Origin of the sequence: Streptomyces sp. NPDC096105, from assembly GCF_044763335.1 — a bacterium.
In the GTDB taxonomy this organism is placed as follows: domain Bacteria; phylum Actinomycetota; class Actinomycetes; order Streptomycetales; family Streptomycetaceae; genus Streptomyces.
Map to the genome: position 1 here is coordinate 55,159 of NZ_JBIWGC010000006.1, position 18,175 is coordinate 73,333.

Here is an 18,175-nt window from a genome sequence, read left to right on the forward strand (position 1 = left end):
CACATATCGAGGAGATGACCGCGTGCCTGGCACAAACCTGACCCGCGAAGAGGCGCAGCAGCGCGCGAGGCTGCTGACCGTTGACTCGTACGAGATCGAACTCGATCTCTCCGGCGCGCAGGGCGGGGGCGCCTCCCGCTCGGGCGAGGCCGAGAGCGGGGGAGGCACCTACCGGTCCGTGACCACGGTGCGCTTCGACGTCGCCGAGGACGGCGCGGAGTCCTTCATCGACCTGGTGGCCCCCACCGTCCACGAGGTCACCCTGAACGGTGACGCGCTGGACCCCGCCGAGGTCTTCGCGGACTCGCGCATCGCCCTGCCCGGCCTGCTCAAGGGGCGCAACGTGCTGCGGGTGAGCGCCGACTGCGCGTACACCAACACGGGCGAGGGCCTGCACCGCTTCGTCGACCCGGTGGACGAGCAGGCGTACCTGTACACGCAGTTCGAGGTGCCGGACGCCCGCCGGGTGTTCGCCAGCTTCGAGCAGCCGGACCTCAAGGCGACGTTCCAGTTCACCGTGAAGGCCCCGGAGGGCTGGACCGTCGTCTCCAACTCCCCGACGCCGGAGCCGAAGGACAACGTGTGGGCGTTCGCGCCGACCCCGCGCATCTCCACGTACGTCACGGCGCTGATCGTCGGCCCGTACCACTCGGTGCACAGCGTGTACGAGAAGGACGGCCGGTCGGTGCCGCTCGGCATCTACTGCCGGCCCTCGCTCGCCGAGTACCTCGACGCGGACGCCATCTTCGAGGTGACCCGCCAGGGCTTCGACTGGTTCCAGGAGAAGTTCGACTACGCCTACCCGTTCGAGAAGTACGACCAGCTCTTCGTGCCGGAGTTCAACGCGGGCGCGATGGAGAACGCGGGCGCGGTGACCATCCGCGACCAGTACGTGTTCCGGTCGAAGGTGACGGACGCCGCGTACGAGGGCCGGGCCGCCACGATCCTGCACGAGCTGGCCCACATGTGGTTCGGCGACCTGGTCACCATGGAGTGGTGGAACGACCTGTGGCTGAACGAGTCGTTCGCCACCTTCGCCGAGACGGCCTGCCAGGCCGACGCGCCCGGCTCGAAGTGGCCGCACTCGTGGACGACGTTCGCGAACCAGATGAAGACCTGGGCCTACCGCCAGGACCAGCTCCCGTCCACGCACCCGATCATGGCGGACATCCGCGACCTGGACGACGTCCTCGTCAACTTCGACGGCATCACGTACGCCAAGGGCGCCTCCGTGCTGAAGCAGCTTGTCGCCTACGTCGGCGAGGACGCGTTCTTCCGGGGCGTGCAGGCGTACTTCAAGCGCCACGCGTACGGCAACACGCGCCTGACCGACCTGCTGGGCGCCCTGGAGGAGACCTCCGGCCGCGATCTGAGCGCCTGGTCGAAGAAGTGGCTGGAGACGGCCGGCATCAACGTCCTGCGCCCGGAGATCGAGACGGACGAGGCCGGCGTCATCACCTCCTTCGCCGTCCGCCAGGAGGCCCCGGCGCTCCCGGCCGGCGCGAAGGGCGAGCCGACCCTGCGCCCGCACCGCATCGCGATCGGCCTGTACGACCTGGACGAGGCGACCGGCAAGCTGGTCCGCGGGGACAGGGTGGAGCTGGACGTCGACGGCGAGCTGACCTCCGTGCCGCAGCTCGCGGGCAAGCGCCGTCCGGCGGTGATCCTGCTCAACGACGACGACCTCTCCTACGCCAAGGTGCGCCTGGACGAGCAGTCCCTCGCCGTCGTCACCGAGCACCTGGGCGACTTCGCGTCCTCGCTCCCGCGGGCGCTGTGCTGGGCCTCCGCCTGGGACATGACCCGGGACGCGGAGCTGCCCGCCCGCGACTACCTGTCGCTGGTGCTGTCGGGGATCGGCAAGGAGTCCGACATCGGTGTCGTGCAGTCGCTGCACCGCCAGGTGAAGCTCGCGCTCGACCTGTACACCGACCCGGCCGCCCGCGAGACCCTGCTGGCCCGCTGGACCGACGCCACGCTGGCGCACCTGCGGTCCGCCGAGCCGGGCAGCGACCACCAGCTGGCGTGGGCGCGCGCCTTCGCGGCGACCGCCCGCACGCCGGAGCAGCTGGACCTGCTGGAGGGGCTGCTCGCCGGCACGCAGACCGTGGAGGGCCTGGCCGTCGACACCGAGCTGCGCTGGGCGTTCGTGCAGCGGCTGGCGGCGGTGGGCCGCTTCGACGAGGCGGAGATCGCCGCCGAGTACGAGCGGGACAGGACGGCGGCGGGCGAGCGGCACGCGGCCACCGCGCGGGCGGCCCGCCCGACGGAGGAGGCCAAGGCGGAGGCGTGGGCGTCGGTCGTCGAGTCCGACAAGCTGCCCAACGCGGTGCAGGAGGCGGTCATCGCCGGCTTCGTGCAGACCGATCAGCGGGAGCTGCTGGCGCCGTACACGGACCGGTACTTCGAGGCGCTGGCGGACGTGTGGGCGTCCCGTTCGCACGAGATGGCCCAGCAGATCGCGGTGGGTCTCTACCCGGGCATCCAGGTCTCCGGCGAGACCCTCGACAAGACGGACGCCTGGCTGGCCTCCGCCGAGCCGAACGCGGCCCTGCGCCGCCTGGTCTCGGAGTCCCGCGCGGGCGTGGAACGCGCCCTGCGCGCGCAGGCGGCGGACGCGGCGGCGACGTCGGCGTAACGCCGACTCCGTCGAGAAGGGGCGCCCGGCTTCCGGGCGCCCCTTCCGTCATGTCGCGGGCCGGGCGGGGACGCCCGCGACGGCGGCCCCCCAGGCCGCCTCGACCATCCGGAAGATCTCGTCCACCGCGGTCTCCGGGTCGTCCGCCTCCCGGGCCAGCGCGAAGGCGTCCACCACGAACCGGGCGACCGCCCGGCAGGCGGTGCCGCTGCGCGGCGCGCCCGGTTCGGCGGCGAGGGCGGCCGCCAGGGTCTCCGCGTGCCGCAGCCGCATGGAGCCCTCGTACTCCCGCAGGGCGGGCGAGGCGTCGATCATCCGCCAGACGGGCGCGGCCTCGTCGGCGAGGCAGTGGCGCACCAGGGCGTGGATCTCGCGGCGCAGCGCGGGGACGAGCGGTTCGCCGGGCGCGCGGTCGGTCACCGCGCGGGCGAGACGCTGCTCGAAGTCCGCGTCCCGCTCGAACACCAGGGCCTCTTTGGAGGCGAAGTGGGAGAAGACGGTGGTGACGGCCACGTCGGCCTCGGCGGCCACGTCCCGGATGCCCACCGCCTCGTACCCGCGCTCCAGGAAGAGCCGCAGGGCGGTGTCGGCGATCTTCTGCCGGGTGGCGGCCTTCTTGCGCTCTCGACGTCCGGACGACGGTTGCTCGGGCATGACCAGGACGCTACCAGATCCAAAACCCTAACAGTTTCGATCAACTAACCGTTAGCGTTACGGTCGGCGGCATGAAGAAAGTGAGCTACGCCGAGTTCGGCGGTCCCGACGTCCTCCGTCTCATCGACGCCGAAAAGCCCCACGCGGGCCCGGGAGAGATACGCATCGCCGTGCGAGCGGCCGGGGTGAACCCCGTCGACTGGAGAATCCGCGAGGGCCAGATGCGCCCCACCCTCCCGGCCGCACTGCCCGCAGGGGTCGGACAGGACGCGGCCGGAGTGGTGGACGAGGTCGGCGAGGGCGTCGAAGGGGTGGCGATCGGTGACCGCGTGTTCGGCGAAGGCGCCGACACCTACGCCGAGTTCGCCGTGCTGCACGCCTGGGCCCGGATGCCCGAGGGCCTCTCCTTCGAGGAGGCGGCCGGCTATCCGTCCGTCATGGAGACGGCCCTGCGCGTCCTGGGCGAGTGCGGTGTCCGTCCCGGACAGACGCTGCTGGTCAGCGGCGCGTCCGGCGGGGTCGGCTCGGCGGTGCTGCAGATCGCCCGCGACCGCGGCATCACGGTGATCGGCACGGCCGGGGCGGCGAACCTGGAGTACCTGCGCAGCCTGGGCGCGCACGCCACGACGTACGTGGACGGCTGGCCGGAGCGGGTGCGGGCGTTCCGCCCGGTGGACGCGGCTCTCGACCTGGCCGGCGCGGGCGTCGTCCGCGATCTCGTGGAGCTGGTCGGGGACCCGGCCAAGGTGGTCTCCATCGCCGATCCCACCGCCCCGGACCTGGGCGTCCGCTTCTCCAACGTGGCGGGCAGCGTACCGGACGCCCTGACGGAAACGGTCCGCCTCCTCGAACAGGGCAAGCTCCACATCCCGGTGGAGAAGGCCTACTCCCTCACGGAGGCGGCTTCCGCCCACACCGACAGCCGTGCGGGGCACACGAGGGGGCGGCGGGTGATCGCGATCTGACGCGCGTGGCGGGGCCGGCGGCCCGTTGAGTACCGTCAGCCCCCTACGACAGCCCGCCCGGCCGCTTCAGCGCGTCCACGAACACGGCGAAGGCCGGGGCGGGCACGGTGAGGATGCCGCGGGACGGCGCCTTGGAGTCACGGACGGCCATCCGCGCACGGCGCGACGCCACCTCCACGCAGGCGTTGCCGTCACCACCCCCGGAGCAGCGGGGACAGCACCCGGGCGGAGGTCGCCTACGCCCGGTCGCTGGGCAGGCCCGTGCGGTTCACGCACCCCGACGTCGACCCCGGCGGCTGACTCCGGACGCGCAGCCGAGTCGCCGGCGTCCAAGGTGGGCGGAGCGCCCCCGGCGAGGAGCACGAGCGGGGGGCAGCAGGCCGCCCGCGGTCAACTGCCGGCCGGTGAGCGCGAGGAGACCGACGCCCTCGGGGCAGCCCCCTTTCTCGTGAGCACCGTGCCCGCGGAGATCGCCGCCGAGTGCGAGCGGGACGGGACGGCGGCGGGCGAGCGGCACGCGGCCACCGCGCGGGCGTGGAACGCGGCCTGCGCGCAGGCAGCGGACGCGGCGGCGACGTCGGCGTAACGCCGGCTCCCGCCGGGAAGGGGCGCCCGGCTTCGCGGCCGGGCACCCCTTCCGTCAGGTCACGGACCGAGGCGGAACGTGGGAACGTCCCGCTGTGCGACGGTCACTTCGTCCAGGTGTCAGAGGATGCGCAGCCGCGTGATGGTCTTCGGGGTGCCGTCGACGATGCTCTTCTTCTGCCACTTGCCCATGCTGATCGTCTCGCCGTCGGACACGAACCGGATGTTGTTGTTGCCGGAGGAGACCTGCGTGACGTACGGCAGGGTCAGGTCCATCACGCCGGCGTTGGCGAAACAGGTCATGGCCAGTCCCTCGAAGTACGTGACCTTGACCAGGTCGGTGCGATCGCCGCACGGCGTGCCGTTGATGGCTGCTGCCGAACCGGCCGGCAGGGCGGCCGTCAGGGCTCCCGTCGCGAGGGCGCCGACGATGACTCGCTTGAGCGAGCGCTTCATGGATGTGCTCCAGTGGTGCATGTGTTCAGGATCTGAGCCGGGGGTGAGTCCCGTCCCGCATGATCAGACGCGACCTCGCACCGCAGGGTTGACGCCATGTCGGACAAGAGGCGCGTTCCCCGTCCGCTCGCCGCTGTCGCGCTGAACGCCGGAGCCGTGTCGGCCCGTTGGAGACGCGTCAGCCCTCCGTCGAGCGCCGCCCAGCCCACCACCACCGCCGTCAGCGGGGACAGCTCCGGTCCGGTGCGCGCCACGGCCGCGTCCCGTGCGGGACGGGCGGGGACGGACGGCGCATCCCCCGCGAGAGCTACAGGAGTTGTCCCTGCGCGGGTGATTCGCGGACCGGGGCCGATTTCTAGCGTGGTCGTCAGGTCGCGGCAGGTGCGACCACGATCGGGAAGGCCACCATGGGGACGACATCCGTGACACAGCACGCAGCGGGCTCCGGCCCGGACGAGGACCGCGACGGCGGGGGCGGCCGGCTCCGCCGGATCACGCGCTCCCCGCTCGGCTGGATGCTGACGGGCATGGCCGGCATCGGCCTGGTCTCGGGCCTGACGGCGACCGGGCCCGGACCGGTTCCGGTGCTGGGCGCGGCCGCCGCGGTCGGCGTGTACTGGCTGGTCATGCGCCGGGTGGCACGGCGCTCCACCCCGGAGATCGCCCGGTCCGGGGCCGGCCGGGAGGCGCTGCTGGGCGGCGGCATCGGTCTGGGCTTCGTCCTCGTCTCCGCCCTGCTGATCACGGCGTTCGGGGGCTATTCGTTCTCCTGGGCGGACGACGGCCTCCTGTCGGTCGTGGGGACCGCGGTCGCGGTGCAGGCCGGCGCCGCGGTGACCGAGGAGCTGATGTTCCGCGGTCTCGCCCTGCAGTCCCTGGAGCAGCTGTGGGGCAGCCGGGCCGCCCTGGTCGTCACCTCGCTGTTCTTCGGTGTCGCCCACCTGGGCGCCGAGGGCGCGAACCTGTGGAGCGGACTCGCGATCGCCGTGGAGGCGGGCGTCCTGCTGGGAGCCGCGTTCCTGTGGCGGCGTAGCATCTGGTTCGTCGTGGGGCTGCACTTCGCCTGGAACACCACGGTGCAGTTGCTCGGCATCCCGGTCTCCGGGCACGCCTCCGAAGGCCTGTTCACCGTCGACGTCCACGGCTCCGAGCTCCTGACCGGCGGCGCCTTCGGCCTGGAGGGGTCGGTCGTGCCCGTCCTCATCGGTGTGGCCCTCGCCGCCCCGATGCTCGTCCTCGCCCGCCGCAGCGGCCGGATCACCACCCGCCGGCGCACGAGCCGCTGACACAGCCCGACCGGAGGAGAACGGACATGACGGCCCGTCGGGCGCCCTGGAGCCTCCCCCTGCTCCGGGCGCCGCTCGATCGGTGGCGCGAGCGGGACGCCCTCCTCAAGGACGGCGTCCTCGCCCTGACGCTCACCCTGCTGTCCTTCGTGCCGACCCTGTCGGCCGTCGGCGCGCAGATCGGTGATCTGCCCGAGCGCCCGGCGGACGCGCTGGGCGCCGGGCTGGTCCTGGCCCAGACCCTGCCGCTGGCGGTCCGCCGCAGATGGCCGGCGGCCGCTCTGGCCGTCGTCGCGGGCGCGTTCGCCGCGCACCAGGCGCTGGGCTTCGCGACCACGTTCGCGAGTATGGGGCTGTATCTGGCGCTGTACTCCGCCGGGGCCCACCAGGTGCGCTTCCGCCGTGGTCTGGCCGCCGTGGCGAGTGCGGGCTACGCCGCGCTGGCCGTCGTCCTGGACCGCCTCGGCTCACCGCAGTCACTGCCGGACTACCTCGCGTTCTGGCTGGTGCTGGCCGCGGTCCGGACGGTGGGGAGCACGGTGCGCGGGCGGCGGACGGAGGAGGCGGAGCGGCGGCGGCTGGCCGCCGAGGCGGCCGCGGCCGCCGAGCGGGCGCGGATCGCCCGCGAGCTGCACGACGTGGTCACCCACCACGTGACGGCCATGGTGGTCCAGGCCGACGCGGCGCAGTTCCTGCTCACGTCCGCGCCGGACCGCGCCGGCGAGAGCCTGACGGCCGTCAGCGACACCGGCCGCCGGGCGCTGACGGAACTGCGGTACCTGCTCGGTGTGCTGGAGGCGACCGGCGAGTCGGCGTCCGCGGACCTGGCGCGTGCGGACCGGGCGCCCGCCCCGGGGCGGGTGGGGGACCTGGTCGAGCAGGCGCGCAGATCGGGACAGCCGGTCGAGTTCGGCGAGGAGGGCGAGCGGCGGCCACGGAGCGTGGACGTGGAGCTGGCCGCGTACCGGGTGGTGCAGGAGGCGCTCACCAACGCCATGAAGTACGCGGCCGGAAGGCCGACACGGGTGCTGCTCCGCCACGGCGACCAGCACATCGGGATACAGGTGACCACCGACGGGCCGGTCGCCGGACCGGTCACGCGCGCGCCGGGCCCCGCGGGCGGGCGGGGACTGGCCGGGCTGCGTGCACGGGTGCGGATGCTCGATGGTGAACTGGAGGCCGGTCCCCGGCCCGAGGGCGGGTTCGAGGTCCGCGCCACGATCCCGTCCGAGCCCGTTCAGGAGTGACCCCGTGACCGATGCGCCGCCACCGATCCGTGTGCTCGTCTGCGACGACCAGGCGCTGGTGCGCACCGGTTACGTCACCATCTTCTCCGCACAGCCCGACATGGAGGTCGTCGGAGAGGCGGAGAACGGCCACGAGGCGGTCCTGGCCGCACGGCGGCTGCGTCCCGACGTGGTCGTGATGGACGTGCGGATGCCCCTGCTCGACGGCATCGAGGCGACGCGGCGACTGGCCGGTCCCGACGCCGAGGACGCGCCGAAGGTCCTGGTCGTCACCACGTTCAACGTCGACGCCCACGTCTACGACGCGCTGCGCGCCGGGGCGAGCGGCTTCCTCCTCAAGGACGCGCCCCCCGCGGAGCTGGTCAACGGCATCCGGACCGTCGCCCGGGGCGAGACGCTGCTGGCGGCCGCCGTCACCCGCCGCCTGATCGGCCACTTCGCCCAGCACCTGCGGCCGGCCGACACCTCCGTGCCCGGCAGGCAGGACGTCGTGCGCGCGCTGACCCCCCGCGAGCTGGAGGTGTTCCGGCTGATCGCCGAGGGGCTGTCGAACGCGGAGATCGCCGCGGCGATGTTCATCACGCCGGAGACCGTCAAGACCTACGTGTCACGGATCCTGGCCAAGCTCGGCCTGCGCGACCGCGTCCAGGCCGTCGTCCTCGCCTACCGGGTCGGGCTGGCGTCCGGCACGCCGTGAACCAGCCGGCGCGGCCGTGACGCCGCGCGGGCGTGCGTCCGGCCGCCGCCGCCCGAGCGGTGCGGGCGGTGCGGGCGGTGCGGACACGCCGAAGGACGCCGGCGGATGCCGGCGTCCTTCGGGAAAGCGGGTGCGGACCGCCCGGGCGGAGGCGGGCGTGCCCCGGGGTCAGGCCTTGGCGTCGGCCTTGGTCCGGATGTTGGAGCTCGTCGGGTCCTTCTTCTGGTGGGACTTGTCCAGGGCCATCACCAGACCGGCGATCACCACGAAGAGCCCGATCGGGGCCAGGACGTAGAGGCCCAGCGTCTCGATGACGCTCAGGCCCGGGCCGGGGTCGTCGCCGTCGTCGCGGGTGAGGGCGAGCGCGGGGGACGACATGAGCAGCATCATCAGCGTCGTACCGGCTGCCAGGGCGCCGGCGCGCAGGGCGTTCTTCTTGTCCACGGTCCCCAAAGTATCGAACGCGGTCGGGGGCCGCGCGCCCGGGGTGCCGTACGGGCGCGCGGCCCCGCTCAGCCACCGGGCGCGGCGCCGGCGCGCAGCACGTCGGCCAGCGCCCGCAGCCGGGGGGACGCCGTCAGGTCCTCCAGCGTCACCGGGCGCCCCTCCGCGTCGGCGACGGGCAGCCGCCAGTTCGGGTACTCGTCCGAGGTGCCGGGCAGGTTCTGCGGGCGCCGGTCGCCGACGCCGTCCGGCAGCCACACCCCGACCATGCGGGCCGGGGTGCGCAGCAGGTAGCGGTGGACCGCCTGGACGCCGGCCTCCTCCCGGGAGGCGTCCGCGCCGCCGGCCGTCCCGCCGTCCGGGCCGCCGGCCGTCCCGCCGTCCGGGCCGGGCAGCAGGCCGAGCCGCTCCAGCAGCTCCAGCCACTCCCGCACGTCCGCCGCGGCCTCCGCCCGCTCCTCGGCGAGGGGCCGGGCGAGCAGGCCCAGGCGGTCGCGCAGTTCCACGTGCTCGCCGGTGAGGCGGGCGGCGGTGGACGGGAGGTCGTGGGTGGTGGCCGTGGCCAGGCAGTCGGCGCGCCAGCTCTCCGGCGGCAGCGGCCGGCGGTCGCCCTCCCAGTCCCGCTCGAACCACAGCACCGACGTGCCGTACACCCCGCGGTCGCGCAGCGCCTCGCGCACCCCGGGCTCGACCGTCCCGAGGTCCTCGCCGATCACCGGCGCCCCGGCGCGGGACGCCTCCAGGACGAGCACGGCGAGCATGGCCTCGGCGTCGTAGCGGACGTACGTCCCCTCGGTGGGCGGGCGGCCCTCGGGCACCCACCAGAGCCGGAACAGGCCCATCACATGGTCGATGCGCAGGGCGCCCGCGTACCGGAACAGGCCCCGCAGCAGGTCGCGGAAGGGGGCGTACCCGCTCTCGGCGAGGCGGTCGGGGCGCCAGGGCGGCAGCCCCCAGTCCTGGCCGCGCGCGTTGAAGGCGTCCGGGGGCGCGCCGACCGACATGCCGGGCGCGAAGTGGTCCTGCTGCGCCCAGGCGTCCGCGCCGGTGGGATGCACACCGACGGCCAGGTCGTGCACGATCCCCACCGGCATCCCGGCCTCCCGTGCGGTCCGCTGGGCGGCGGTGAGCTGGGCGTCGGTGAGCCAGACGAGCCAGGTGTGGAAGTCGACGCGGTCCCGCAGTTCCTCGCGGGCGCGGGCGGTCCCCGCCGAGCGGGGGTCGCGCAGCGGGGCGGGCCAGCGGCGCCAGTCGGGGCCGTGCGCCTCGGCGAGCGCGTACCAGGTGGCGTGGTCCTCCAGGGCCTGCCCCTGCTCGGCGCGGAAGGCGTGCAGGGCGGCGGTGCGGCCGGGGCCGAGCGGGACCTTCCGCACCAGTTCGAGGGCTTCCCGCTTGGCCTCCCAGACCGCGTCCCGGTCGATCAGCTCCCCCTTGGCGAGCACCGCCTCCCGCAGCCGGGTGCCTCGCGCCAGCAGGGTGTGCAGCCGCTCGCGGTCCTCGACGTGCGCGAACTCGGGCACGGCCTCGACCCGCAGGTGCACGGGGTCGGGGAAGCGGCGCGAGGAGGGGCGGTACGGCGAGGGGTCGGTCGGGGGGCCGGGGACGGCCGCGTGCAGCGGGTTCACCTGCACGAACCCGGCGCCCAGCGCGCGTCCGGCCCACCCGGCGAGCTCACCCAGGTCGGCGAGGTCGCCCATGCCCCAGGAGCGCCGGGAGAGCAGGGAGTAGAGCTGCACCAGCAGTCCGTACGAGCGTCCCTCGGGGGCGGGCAGCCGGGGCGGCGCGACGATCAGGCGGGCGCGTGCGGTGCGACCGTCGGGGGCGGTGGCGGTCAGCAGGTGCACGCCGGGCGGGAGGCCCTCGGCGGACGGGCGCGTGCCGCCGTCCTCGGTGCGGATCTCCAGCCGGGTGCCCTCGGGCAGCGCGGCGAGCGCGCCGGGCGGGCGGGCGCCCCAGCCGACGAGGGTGGGGGGCAGCAGCCGCTCGCCGATCTCCTGCTCGCGCGCGGCCAGGGCGGCGCGGACGGCCTCCTCGGTGGACGCGTCGACGCCGAGGGCGGCCAGCGCGAGCGTGACGGCGGTCGTCGAGGCCGGGACGGTCGTGTCCGGGGAGGGGCTGTAGGAGGTGGCGACGCCGTGCAGGGCGGCGAGCCGGGACAGCGCCTCGGTGGGGGTCCCGTCCGGCCGTGGCGCGGTCACCCTAGGGCTCCGGGTGGTACTGGGCCGGGAAGGAGTCGAGTCCCGCGGGGTCCGAGGGGTCGGAGAAGGCGTCGGACTCGCTGGTCAGCGGGGTGGCGTCGGCGAGCGGCGGCTCGCTGGTCAGGGGCTCCGCGTCGGGGAGCGGGGGTTCGCTGGTCAGGGGGGCCTCGGCGCCGGTGCCCTCGGCGCCGACGACGCAGTCGTAGGGGTCGCGGGCGGAGTGCTCCGCCACGGGTTTGGACAGGACCGGGGGGAAGACGTATGCCGCTGCAGCCACCAAGGGCCTCCTCGTCGAGCCGGGCGTGCGGGTCATCTCGCAGCCCTACCCAGTGGACGCGAGCGCAGACGCACAAAGTCGTTCAACGTGAACCTGGTCACATTCTTCCCCTCCACCGTCACTCCACAGGGGGACAAACGCATCACAACACCCCCTCTGATTGACACGTTCACTCCGGGAGTGGTGGGGTCGGGGCGTCTCGGTAACGGAATGGACACGGCCGCCGGTCGTAGGCCGGCCGGTCCCGGGGATCAGGAGGGGCCTCGTGCAGTTGTGGCGTGGCAGAACGACGACCGCGCGGAGGGCCGCACTGGCACTCGCCGTGCTCGCCGGATCCCTGGGCGTCGCCCCCGCCGCGACGGCCGTGCCCGCGCCCGGTCCGACCCGGTCGCCCGCCGCCGACCCGGCCGCCGCGGACGTCCCGCCGGTGTGGCCGCGTCCGCACTCCCTGCGCGCGAACGGCGCCCCGGTCCGGGTGACCGAGGAGGTCGCCCTGACCGCGGAGCGGGGAGCGGACCCGTACGCCCTGGAGGCGCTGAAGGACGTCCTGCGGGAGGCCGGCGCGCGCCGGTTCACCGACTCCGGCGCACCGGTGCCCGAGGGAGCGCTCGTGGTGCGCGCCGGCAGCGAACGCGCCTCCGCCGCCCCCCGTCGCGCCCTCCCGGCGGGCGGCTACACCCTCACCGCGGGCGACGGCTCCGTGACCCTGGCCGGGGCGGACGGCGACGGCCTCTTCCACGCCGTGCAGACCCTGCGCCGCCTGGTCCGCCCGGACGGCACGATCACCGCCGCCGTCGTACGGGACTGGCCGGGCACCGCCGTGCGCGGGATCACCGAGGGCTTCTACGGCACCCCGTGGACGCACCGGCAGCGGCTCGCCCAGCTCGACTTCATGGGCCGCGCCAAGCTGAACCGGTACCTGTACGCGCCCGGCGACGACCCGCACCGGCAGGCCCGCTGGCGCGAGCCGTACCCGGCCGAGCGGCGCGCGGAGTTCCGGGAGCTGGCCGAACGGGCCGCCCGCAACCACGTCACCCTCGGCTGGGCCGTGGCGCCGGGACAGGCGATGTGCTTCTCCTCGGACGACGACCTGCGGGCGCTGACCCGCAAACTGGACGCGATGTGGGCGCTGGGCTTCCGGGCCTTCCAGGTGCAGTTCCAGGACGTCAGCTACAGCGAGTGGCACTGCGGGGCGGACGCCGAGCGGTTCGGCTCCGGGCCCGAGGCGGCCGCCCGCGCCCAGGCGCACGTGGCGAACGCGGTCGCCCGGCACCTGGACCGGCGGCACCCGAGCGCGCCGGCGCTGTCCCTGATGCCCACCGAGTACTACGAGGACGGCTCGACCGCGTACCGGCGGGAGCTGGCGCGGGAGCTGGACGACGGCGTCGAGGTGGCGTGGACCGGCGTCGGCGTGGTGCCCCGCACCATCACGGGCCGTCAACTGGCCGAGGCGCGCGAGGTGTTCGCGCACCCGCTGGTGACGATGGACAACTACCCGGTCAACGACTACGCCCCCGGGCGGCTCTTCCTCGGCCCTTACCAGGGCCGGGAGCCCGCCGTGGCCGCCGGTTCGGCCGCGCTGCTCGCCAACGCGATGGAACAGCCCGAGGCGTCGCGCATCCCCCTCTTCACGGCCGCCGACTTCGCCTGGAACCCGCGCGCGTACCGCCCCCGGGAGTCCTGGCGGGCCGCGATCGCCGACCTGGCCGGCGGCGACGCCCGGCGCGAGAAGGCGCTGACCGCCCTCGCCCGCAACACCGCCTCCTCGGTGCTCGGCGGCACGGAGTCGGCGTACCTGCGGCCGCTGATCGAGGAGTTCTGGCGCACCCGGCCCACCGCGCGCGGCGCCGGCGGCACGGCGGCGGCCGGGCGGCTGCGCGCCGCCTTCACCGACCTGCGCGAGCTGCCCGGCCGGCTGTCCGGCACCTCCCTCGCCGACGAGATCACCCCCTGGACCGGGCGCCTCGCCCGGTACGGCGAGGCCGGCACGGCGGCGCTGGACATGCTGCGCGCCCAGCAGACGGGCGACGCGGGCGACGCCTGGGCCGCGTACCGGCGGCTGGAGACCGCGCGCACGGAGCTGGAGCCGGCGCGGGTGACCGTCGCCGAGGGCGTACTGGACCCCTTCCTGAACCGGGCGCGCACGGCGTACGAGAGCTGGGCGGGCATCGCGCACGCGCCGTCCGGGAGCGGCGGCGACGGCGGCGCGCTGCGGCTGGAGCGCGCCCGGGTGCTGGACACGGTGACGGTGCTGACCGACCCGGGCACCATGGGCTCCGTGGAGGTACGGACGGCCGGCGGGACCTGGCGGCGGATCGGCGCGCTGGCCGCGGAGGGCGCCACCGAACTGCGCGCCGGCGGACGGCCGGTGGACGCGGTCCGGGTGGCGGACGCGGACCCGGAGCGGGTGCGGCACGTGGTGCCGTGGTTCGCCGACGTGCCGGACGCCGTGGTGGAGCTGCCCGGCGACCGCGCGGACGCCGACATCGGCCGCACCCGCACGGTGACCGTCACCCTCGGCTCGGCCCGCCCCGAGGACGTACGGGACCGGCTGACCGTGGACGCGCCGGAGGGCGTCGACGTGCGCGTGCCGGAGGAGCCGCTGTCCGTGCCGCGCGGCACGCCGCTGCGGGTGCCGGTCGAGGTGACCGTGGAGCCGGGCACGCCCACGCGGTCCTACGACGTCCGGATCGGCTTCGGCGGCGCGGCCCGGACGCTCACCGTGGACGCCGTGCCGCCCGTCGGGGGCCCCGACCTGGCCCGCACCGGCCGGGCGGAGTCCTCGGCCGACGAGACGCCCGACTTCCCGGCCTCCGCGGCCAACGACGGCGATCCCGGCACGCGGTGGTCGTCGCCGGCCGAGGACGACGCGTGGTGGCAGGTGGAGCTGGACCGTCCGGTGCGGCTGGGGAAGGTCGGCCTGCGCTGGCAGGACGCGCACGCCTCGGCGTACCGCGTCGAGGTGTCCGGGGACGGCCGGTCCTGGCGCACGGCGGCGGAGGTCCGCGACAGCCGCGGCGGCCACGAGACGGTCCGCATGGACGAGCCGGGCGTCCGCCACATCCGCGTCCGGGGCGAACAGCGCGCCACCCGGTACGGGTACTCGCTGTGGTCGGTGGAGGCGTACGCGGTCGCGGAGTGATCGTTCGAAGCCGCACTGCCCCGGAGCGTCACTCAGCGAGACGGTTCCCGGCCCGGCTCCCTGGAGGGGCGCGCCGCCGAGGCGGCCCGCACGGCCCTGCCCCGCGGCGACGGCGTGGCCGCCCGGCCCACGGCGCCCGGGACCGCGTGGACGGCCCGGGGCACCGCGCGGACGGCCTCCGTCACGCCGAGATGCCGTCGATCCGCGCCAAGGCGTCCTCCGCCCCGTACGGCTGGAGGTAGGGCAGCCAGCGGGGGTCCCGGTGACCCGTGCCGATGATGCGCCAGGCCAGGCCGGTCGGCGGGGCCGGCTTGTGGCGCAGGCGCCAGCCCAGTTCGAACAGGTGGCGGTCGGCCTTCACGTGGTTGCAGCGGCGGCAGGACGCCACCACGTTGTCCCAGACGTGCTTGCCGCCGCGGCTGCGCGGGACGACGTGGTCGACGCTGGTGGCGACGCCACCGCAGTACACGCACCGGCCCCCGTCACGGGCGAACAGCGCCCTGCGGGTGAGCGGGACGGGCCCCCGGTAGGGAACCCGCACGAAACGCTTGAGCCGGACCACGCTGGGTGCGGGGACGGTGACGGTCGTGCTGTGCAGATGGGCGCCGGTCTCCTCGAGGCAGACTGCCTTGTTCTCGAGGACGAGCACGAGCGCGCGGCGGAGCGGTACGACGCCGAGCGGCTCGTACGACGCGTTGAGGACCAGGGCATGCGGCACGGACGGCCTCCTTGTACGCCGGCGGCGCGTGGCTCGCGCCGGGACGATCCGTAGTCAGTCTCCCCTCATGCCTGGTGAACGCGCCACCATGTCCCGGTAACGGGCTGGGAGTGTTTTCGACCACACCCGGCGCCTCCCCGGGATCACGGCCTGTTCACGCGCGGGTGAGCGCGGTCTCTTCTTCACACATTCCGCCGGTCCGCTGACAATGCCCCGTTAGTGTGGGGGTTCCGTCCCCACCGGTGACCTGTTCGTGATCTCCCCGACCTTGACGTCCGCACCGGGGACGGGTCGTGCACCTGGAGGTACCCGCCGTGTCCTTGTCCGCCGTCCTGTCGGCCGCCGACCCCTCGCCGACCCCCTCGGAGTCGGAGACGCCAGGAGTCCCCTCGCTCAAGGACGCCCAGGAGAGCGCCACGAACGCGGCCGGCTGGGTCGAGGAGAACTGGTCGACGTGGCTCGCGATCGGGCTGCGGGTGCTGCTCATCGCGGTGATCGCGGTGGTCCTGCGCGTGCTCGTCCGGCGGGCCATCACCCAGCTGGTGGACCGCATGTCCCGCACCGGCCAGTCCCTGGAGGGCGGCGGCCTCGGGGGCCTGCTGGTCAACGCGGAGCGCCGCCGCCAGCGGTCGCAGGCGATCGGCTCGGTGCTGCGCTCGGTGGCCTCGTTCCTGATCATGGGCACGGCCGCGCTGATGGTGCTCGGCACCTTCCAGATCAACCTGGCGCCACTGCTCGCGTCGGCCGGTGTGGCCGGTGTGGCGATCGGTTTCGGCGCCCGCAACCTGGTCACGGACTTCCTCTCCGGCGTCTTCATGATCCTGGAGGACCAGTACGGCGTCGGCGACACGGTCGACGCGGGCGTGGCCACCGGCGAGGTGATCGAGGTGGGGCTGCGGGTGACGAAGCTGCGCGGCGCCGACGGCGAGATCTGGTACGTCCGCAACGGCGAGGTCAAGCGCATAGGGAACCTGTCGCAGGGCTGGGCGACCGCCAACGTGGACGTCACGGTCCGCTCCGACGAGGACCTGGACCGGGTGAAGGCCGTCCTCAGCGAGGTCGCCGAGCGGACGAGCAAGGAGGAGCCCTGGAACGAGCTCCTGTGGAGCCCGGTCGAGGTGCTGGGCCTGGACTCGGTGCTGCTGGACTCGATGGTGGTCCGGGTCTCCGCGAAGACCATGCCGGGCAAGTCGCTGACCGTGGAGCGGGAGCTGCGCTGGCGCATCAAGCGCGCCTTCGACGCGAACGGCATCCGCATCGTCGGCGGCGCCACGGCCGCGGAGGACGCCCCGGCCGCCGACCCGACGGCCGGGATGGCCGCGCCGTCCGCGTACGCCAGCTCGGTGTCGCCGCAGTCGATGGCCGCGTCCCCGCTGCCGGGGCCGAACACCGCCAAGTAGCCGCGGGCCCCACGCGTGCGCGGGGGCGGCGCCCGGGAGGTCCCGGGCGCCGCCCCCGCGCACGTCCGGGCGCCCGCTCTTGACGGCCGCTCCCCGGCGGGCTTACCTTCCCCCCGTCCGACAGGAAACATTCCTGACAGTCACCGGAGGCCCCCTCGGGACGGACGTCCCGGGCGGCCCGCCGAGAAGCTGTGCGGTCGACGAAGGGCAGGTGGCGCACCCCGTGGCAGGAACAGCCGGCACGCCGGGCACCCCCCGCGTCCTGCGCGCCATGAACGACCGTGCCGCCCTGGACCTCCTGCTGGAGCACGGCCCGCTCTCACGCACCCGGACGGGCGAGCTCACCGGCCTGTCCAAGCCGACCGCCTCCCAGCTCCTGGCCCGTCTGGAGGCCGCCGGACTGGTCCTCGCCACCGGCACCACCGAGGGCCGCCCGGGCCCGGGCGCCCAGCTCTACGCCGTGAACCCGGCCGCCGCGTACGCCGCCGGGCTGGACGTGAGCCCGCACCGGATCCGCGCGGCCGTCGCCGACATCACCGGCCGCACCGTCGGCCACCACGAACTGCCCACCCCCGGCCGCCGCCCCGCCGTGCCGGTCGTCCAGCAGGTCTTGGACGCCCTGGACGGCGCGGTGAAGGCGGCCGGGCTGACCCGCGCGGACGTCCACCGCACGGTGATCGGCACACCCGGCGCGTTCGACCCGAACACCGGCCGCCTGCGGTACGCCTCCCACCTGCCCGGCTGGCACTCCCCCACGCTGCTGGAGGAGCTGGCGGCCGCCCTGCCGATGCCGGTCGCGTACGAGAACGACGTCAATCTCGTCGCCCTCGCCGAGCGGCGGCTGGGCGCGGCCCGCGGCCACGGCGACTTCGTCCTGCTGTGGAGCCAGGAGGGCCTGGGCGCCGCCCTGGTGCTGGGCGGCCGGCTGCACCGGGGCTTCACCGGCGGCGCCGGCGAGGTCGGCTTCCTGCCGGTGCCCGGCACCCCGCTGGTCCGCCAGGTCACCCAGGCCAACAGCGGCGGCTTCCAGGAGCTGGCCGGCGCCCAGACGGTGCCCCGGCTCGCCCGCGAGCTGGGCGTCGAGGACGTCCCGGAGGGCCCGTACCCCGAGGTGGCGGCGGCCCTGCTGGAGCGTGCCGCGTCCCGCCCCGGCGAGGAACCGCACCGCGCGCTGCTGCGCACCTACGCCACCCGGCTGGCGACCGGCCTGGCCTCCCTGGTCGCCGTCCTCGACCCCGGACTCGTCGTGCTGAGCGGCACCGCCCTCACCGCCGGCGGCGAGCCGCTGCGCGACCTGGTCCGGGGCGAGCTGGCGGAACTGGCCGCCTCCCGGCCGCGGCTCGTGACGGCCGGCGTCCGTGAACACCCCGTGCTGCGCGGCGCACTGGAGAGCGCGCTCGCAGCCACCCGCGACGAGGTCTTCGACACCTCGCGCTGACCCCGCCCCGTCCGAGGGCGTCACCCGCAC

General features: G+C 74.9%; 16 protein-coding genes. 9 read left to right on the forward strand and 7 right to left on the reverse strand.

The features are described from left to right. Positions 1 to 22: 22 nt before the first annotated feature. Positions 23 to 2,638, forward strand: a complete 2,616-nt coding sequence (pepN, locus tag ACIQ8B_RS12100) for an aminopeptidase N (protein WP_403546602.1) — start codon at positions 23 to 25, stop codon at positions 2,636 to 2,638. 48 nt (positions 2,639 to 2,686) lie between these two features. Here the strand turns inward: pepN and ACIQ8B_RS12105 are convergent, their stop codons facing one another. Beyond that, complete coding sequence (locus ACIQ8B_RS12105) at positions 2,687 to 3,292, reverse strand: TetR/AcrR family transcriptional regulator (RefSeq protein WP_106414207.1); 606 nt, start codon at positions 3,290 to 3,292, stop codon at positions 2,687 to 2,689. Positions 3,293 to 3,363: 71 nt separating this feature from the next. Here ACIQ8B_RS12105 and ACIQ8B_RS12110 point away from each other — a divergent pair, with 71 nt between their 5' ends. Continuing rightward, on the forward strand, positions 3,364 to 4,257 hold the full coding sequence (locus tag ACIQ8B_RS12110; protein WP_403546603.1) for an NADP-dependent oxidoreductase: 894 nt from the start codon (positions 3,364 to 3,366) through the stop codon (positions 4,255 to 4,257). A 43-nt stretch (positions 4,258 to 4,300) separates the two neighbouring features. Here ACIQ8B_RS12110 and ACIQ8B_RS12115 read toward each other — a convergent pair whose 3' ends face one another. Continuing rightward, positions 4,301 to 4,408 (reverse strand): DUF397 domain-containing protein, encoded by a 108-nt coding sequence (locus ACIQ8B_RS12115; RefSeq protein ID WP_391663844.1) that lies wholly within the window; start codon positions 4,406 to 4,408, stop codon positions 4,301 to 4,303. A gap of 297 nt (positions 4,409 to 4,705) precedes the next feature. On the opposite strand from ACIQ8B_RS12115, the gene ACIQ8B_RS12120 reads away from it, so the two are divergent. After that, the gene (locus ACIQ8B_RS12120; RefSeq protein ID WP_403546604.1) at positions 4,706 to 4,843 is read left to right on the forward strand and encodes a hypothetical protein; all 138 of its coding nucleotides are present in this window, start codon (positions 4,706 to 4,708) and stop codon (positions 4,841 to 4,843) included. 119 nt (positions 4,844 to 4,962) lie between these two features. Here the strand turns inward: ACIQ8B_RS12120 and ACIQ8B_RS12125 are convergent, their stop codons facing one another. Then, positions 4,963 to 5,298: a beta/gamma crystallin domain-containing protein gene (locus tag ACIQ8B_RS12125; protein WP_157951285.1), complete on the reverse strand. Its 336-nt coding sequence runs from the start codon at positions 5,296 to 5,298 to the stop codon at positions 4,963 to 4,965. Between the two features lie 422 nt (positions 5,299 to 5,720). Here ACIQ8B_RS12125 and ACIQ8B_RS12130 point away from each other — a divergent pair, with 422 nt between their 5' ends. Genes ACIQ8B_RS12130 through ACIQ8B_RS12140 form a run of 3 tightly spaced genes read left to right on the forward strand, consistent with a single transcriptional unit; the run spans position 5,721 to position 8,528 of the window. Continuing rightward, the gene (locus ACIQ8B_RS12130) at positions 5,721 to 6,584 is read left to right on the forward strand and encodes a lysostaphin resistance A-like protein (protein ID WP_403546605.1); all 864 of its coding nucleotides are present in this window, start codon (positions 5,721 to 5,723) and stop codon (positions 6,582 to 6,584) included. A gap of 26 nt (positions 6,585 to 6,610) precedes the next feature. Beyond that, positions 6,611 to 7,831: a sensor histidine kinase gene (locus ACIQ8B_RS12135; protein ID WP_403546606.1), complete on the forward strand. Its 1,221-nt coding sequence runs from the start codon at positions 6,611 to 6,613 to the stop codon at positions 7,829 to 7,831. Between the two features lie 4 nt (positions 7,832 to 7,835). Then, positions 7,836 to 8,528 carry a response regulator gene (locus ACIQ8B_RS12140; RefSeq protein WP_391663845.1) on the forward strand — a complete coding sequence of 231 codons (693 nt, stop codon included), beginning with the start codon at positions 7,836 to 7,838 and terminating at the stop codon, positions 8,526 to 8,528. A 168-nt stretch (positions 8,529 to 8,696) separates the two neighbouring features. Here the strand turns inward: ACIQ8B_RS12140 and ACIQ8B_RS12145 are convergent, their stop codons facing one another. The 3 genes from ACIQ8B_RS12145 to ACIQ8B_RS12155 all read right to left on the reverse strand — a co-directional run bounded on the left by ACIQ8B_RS12145 (position 8,697) and on the right by ACIQ8B_RS12155 (position 11,447). Then, a complete protein-coding gene (locus ACIQ8B_RS12145) occupies positions 8,697 to 8,972 on the reverse strand; it encodes a hypothetical protein (protein ID WP_106414198.1) in 276 nt (91 codons plus the stop codon). 68 nt (positions 8,973 to 9,040) lie between these two features. Continuing rightward, positions 9,041 to 11,170, reverse strand: a complete 2,130-nt coding sequence (malQ, locus tag ACIQ8B_RS12150; RefSeq protein ID WP_403546607.1) for a 4-alpha-glucanotransferase — start codon at positions 11,168 to 11,170, stop codon at positions 9,041 to 9,043. Position 11,171: 1 nt separating this feature from the next. Next, positions 11,172 to 11,447, reverse strand: coding sequence for a hypothetical protein (locus tag ACIQ8B_RS12155; RefSeq protein ID WP_290009673.1), 276 nt, complete (start codon positions 11,445 to 11,447; stop codon positions 11,172 to 11,174). A gap of 265 nt (positions 11,448 to 11,712) precedes the next feature. Here ACIQ8B_RS12155 and ACIQ8B_RS12160 point away from each other — a divergent pair, with 265 nt between their 5' ends. Next, positions 11,713 to 14,589 carry a beta-N-acetylglucosaminidase domain-containing protein gene (locus tag ACIQ8B_RS12160; RefSeq protein WP_403546608.1) on the forward strand — a complete coding sequence of 959 codons (2,877 nt, stop codon included), beginning with the start codon at positions 11,713 to 11,715 and terminating at the stop codon, positions 14,587 to 14,589. 181 nt (positions 14,590 to 14,770) lie between these two features. Here the strand turns inward: ACIQ8B_RS12160 and ACIQ8B_RS12165 are convergent, their stop codons facing one another. Then, entirely contained in the window at positions 14,771 to 15,307 is a 537-nt protein-coding gene (locus ACIQ8B_RS12165) for an HNH endonuclease (RefSeq protein ID WP_106414194.1), read from the reverse strand. A 314-nt stretch (positions 15,308 to 15,621) separates the two neighbouring features. Between ACIQ8B_RS12165 and ACIQ8B_RS12170 the strand changes: the two genes are divergently transcribed. Both ACIQ8B_RS12170 and ACIQ8B_RS12175 read left to right on the forward strand, forming a co-directional pair. Further along, entirely contained in the window at positions 15,622 to 16,707 is a 1,086-nt protein-coding gene (locus tag ACIQ8B_RS12170) for a mechanosensitive ion channel family protein (protein WP_403546609.1), read from the forward strand. Between the two features lie 223 nt (positions 16,708 to 16,930). Continuing rightward, positions 16,931 to 18,145 carry an ROK family protein gene (locus ACIQ8B_RS12175; protein ID WP_403546610.1) on the forward strand — a complete coding sequence of 405 codons (1,215 nt, stop codon included), beginning with the start codon at positions 16,931 to 16,933 and terminating at the stop codon, positions 18,143 to 18,145. Positions 18,146 to 18,175 lie beyond the last annotated feature (30 nt).

What these genes read in the sequence shown, in the direction of transcription:
- ACIQ8B_RS12105 (WP_106414207.1), bottom strand. Translation starts at nt 3,292, where the DNA reads ATGCCCGAGCAACCGTCGTCCGGACGTCGAGAGCGCAAGAAGGCCGCC.
- ACIQ8B_RS12110 (WP_403546603.1), top strand. Translation starts at nt 3,364, where the DNA reads ATGAAGAAAGTGAGCTACGCCGAGTTCGGCGGTCCCGACGTCCTCCGT.
- ACIQ8B_RS12115 (WP_391663844.1), bottom strand. Translation starts at nt 4,408, where the DNA reads ATGGCCGTCCGTGACTCCAAGGCGCCGTCCCGCGGCATCCTCACCGTG.
- ACIQ8B_RS12125 (WP_157951285.1), bottom strand. Translation starts at nt 5,298, where the DNA reads ATGAAGCGCTCGCTCAAGCGAGTCATCGTCGGCGCCCTCGCGACGGGA.
- ACIQ8B_RS12135 (WP_403546606.1), top strand. Translation starts at nt 6,611, where the DNA reads ATGACGGCCCGTCGGGCGCCCTGGAGCCTCCCCCTGCTCCGGGCGCCG.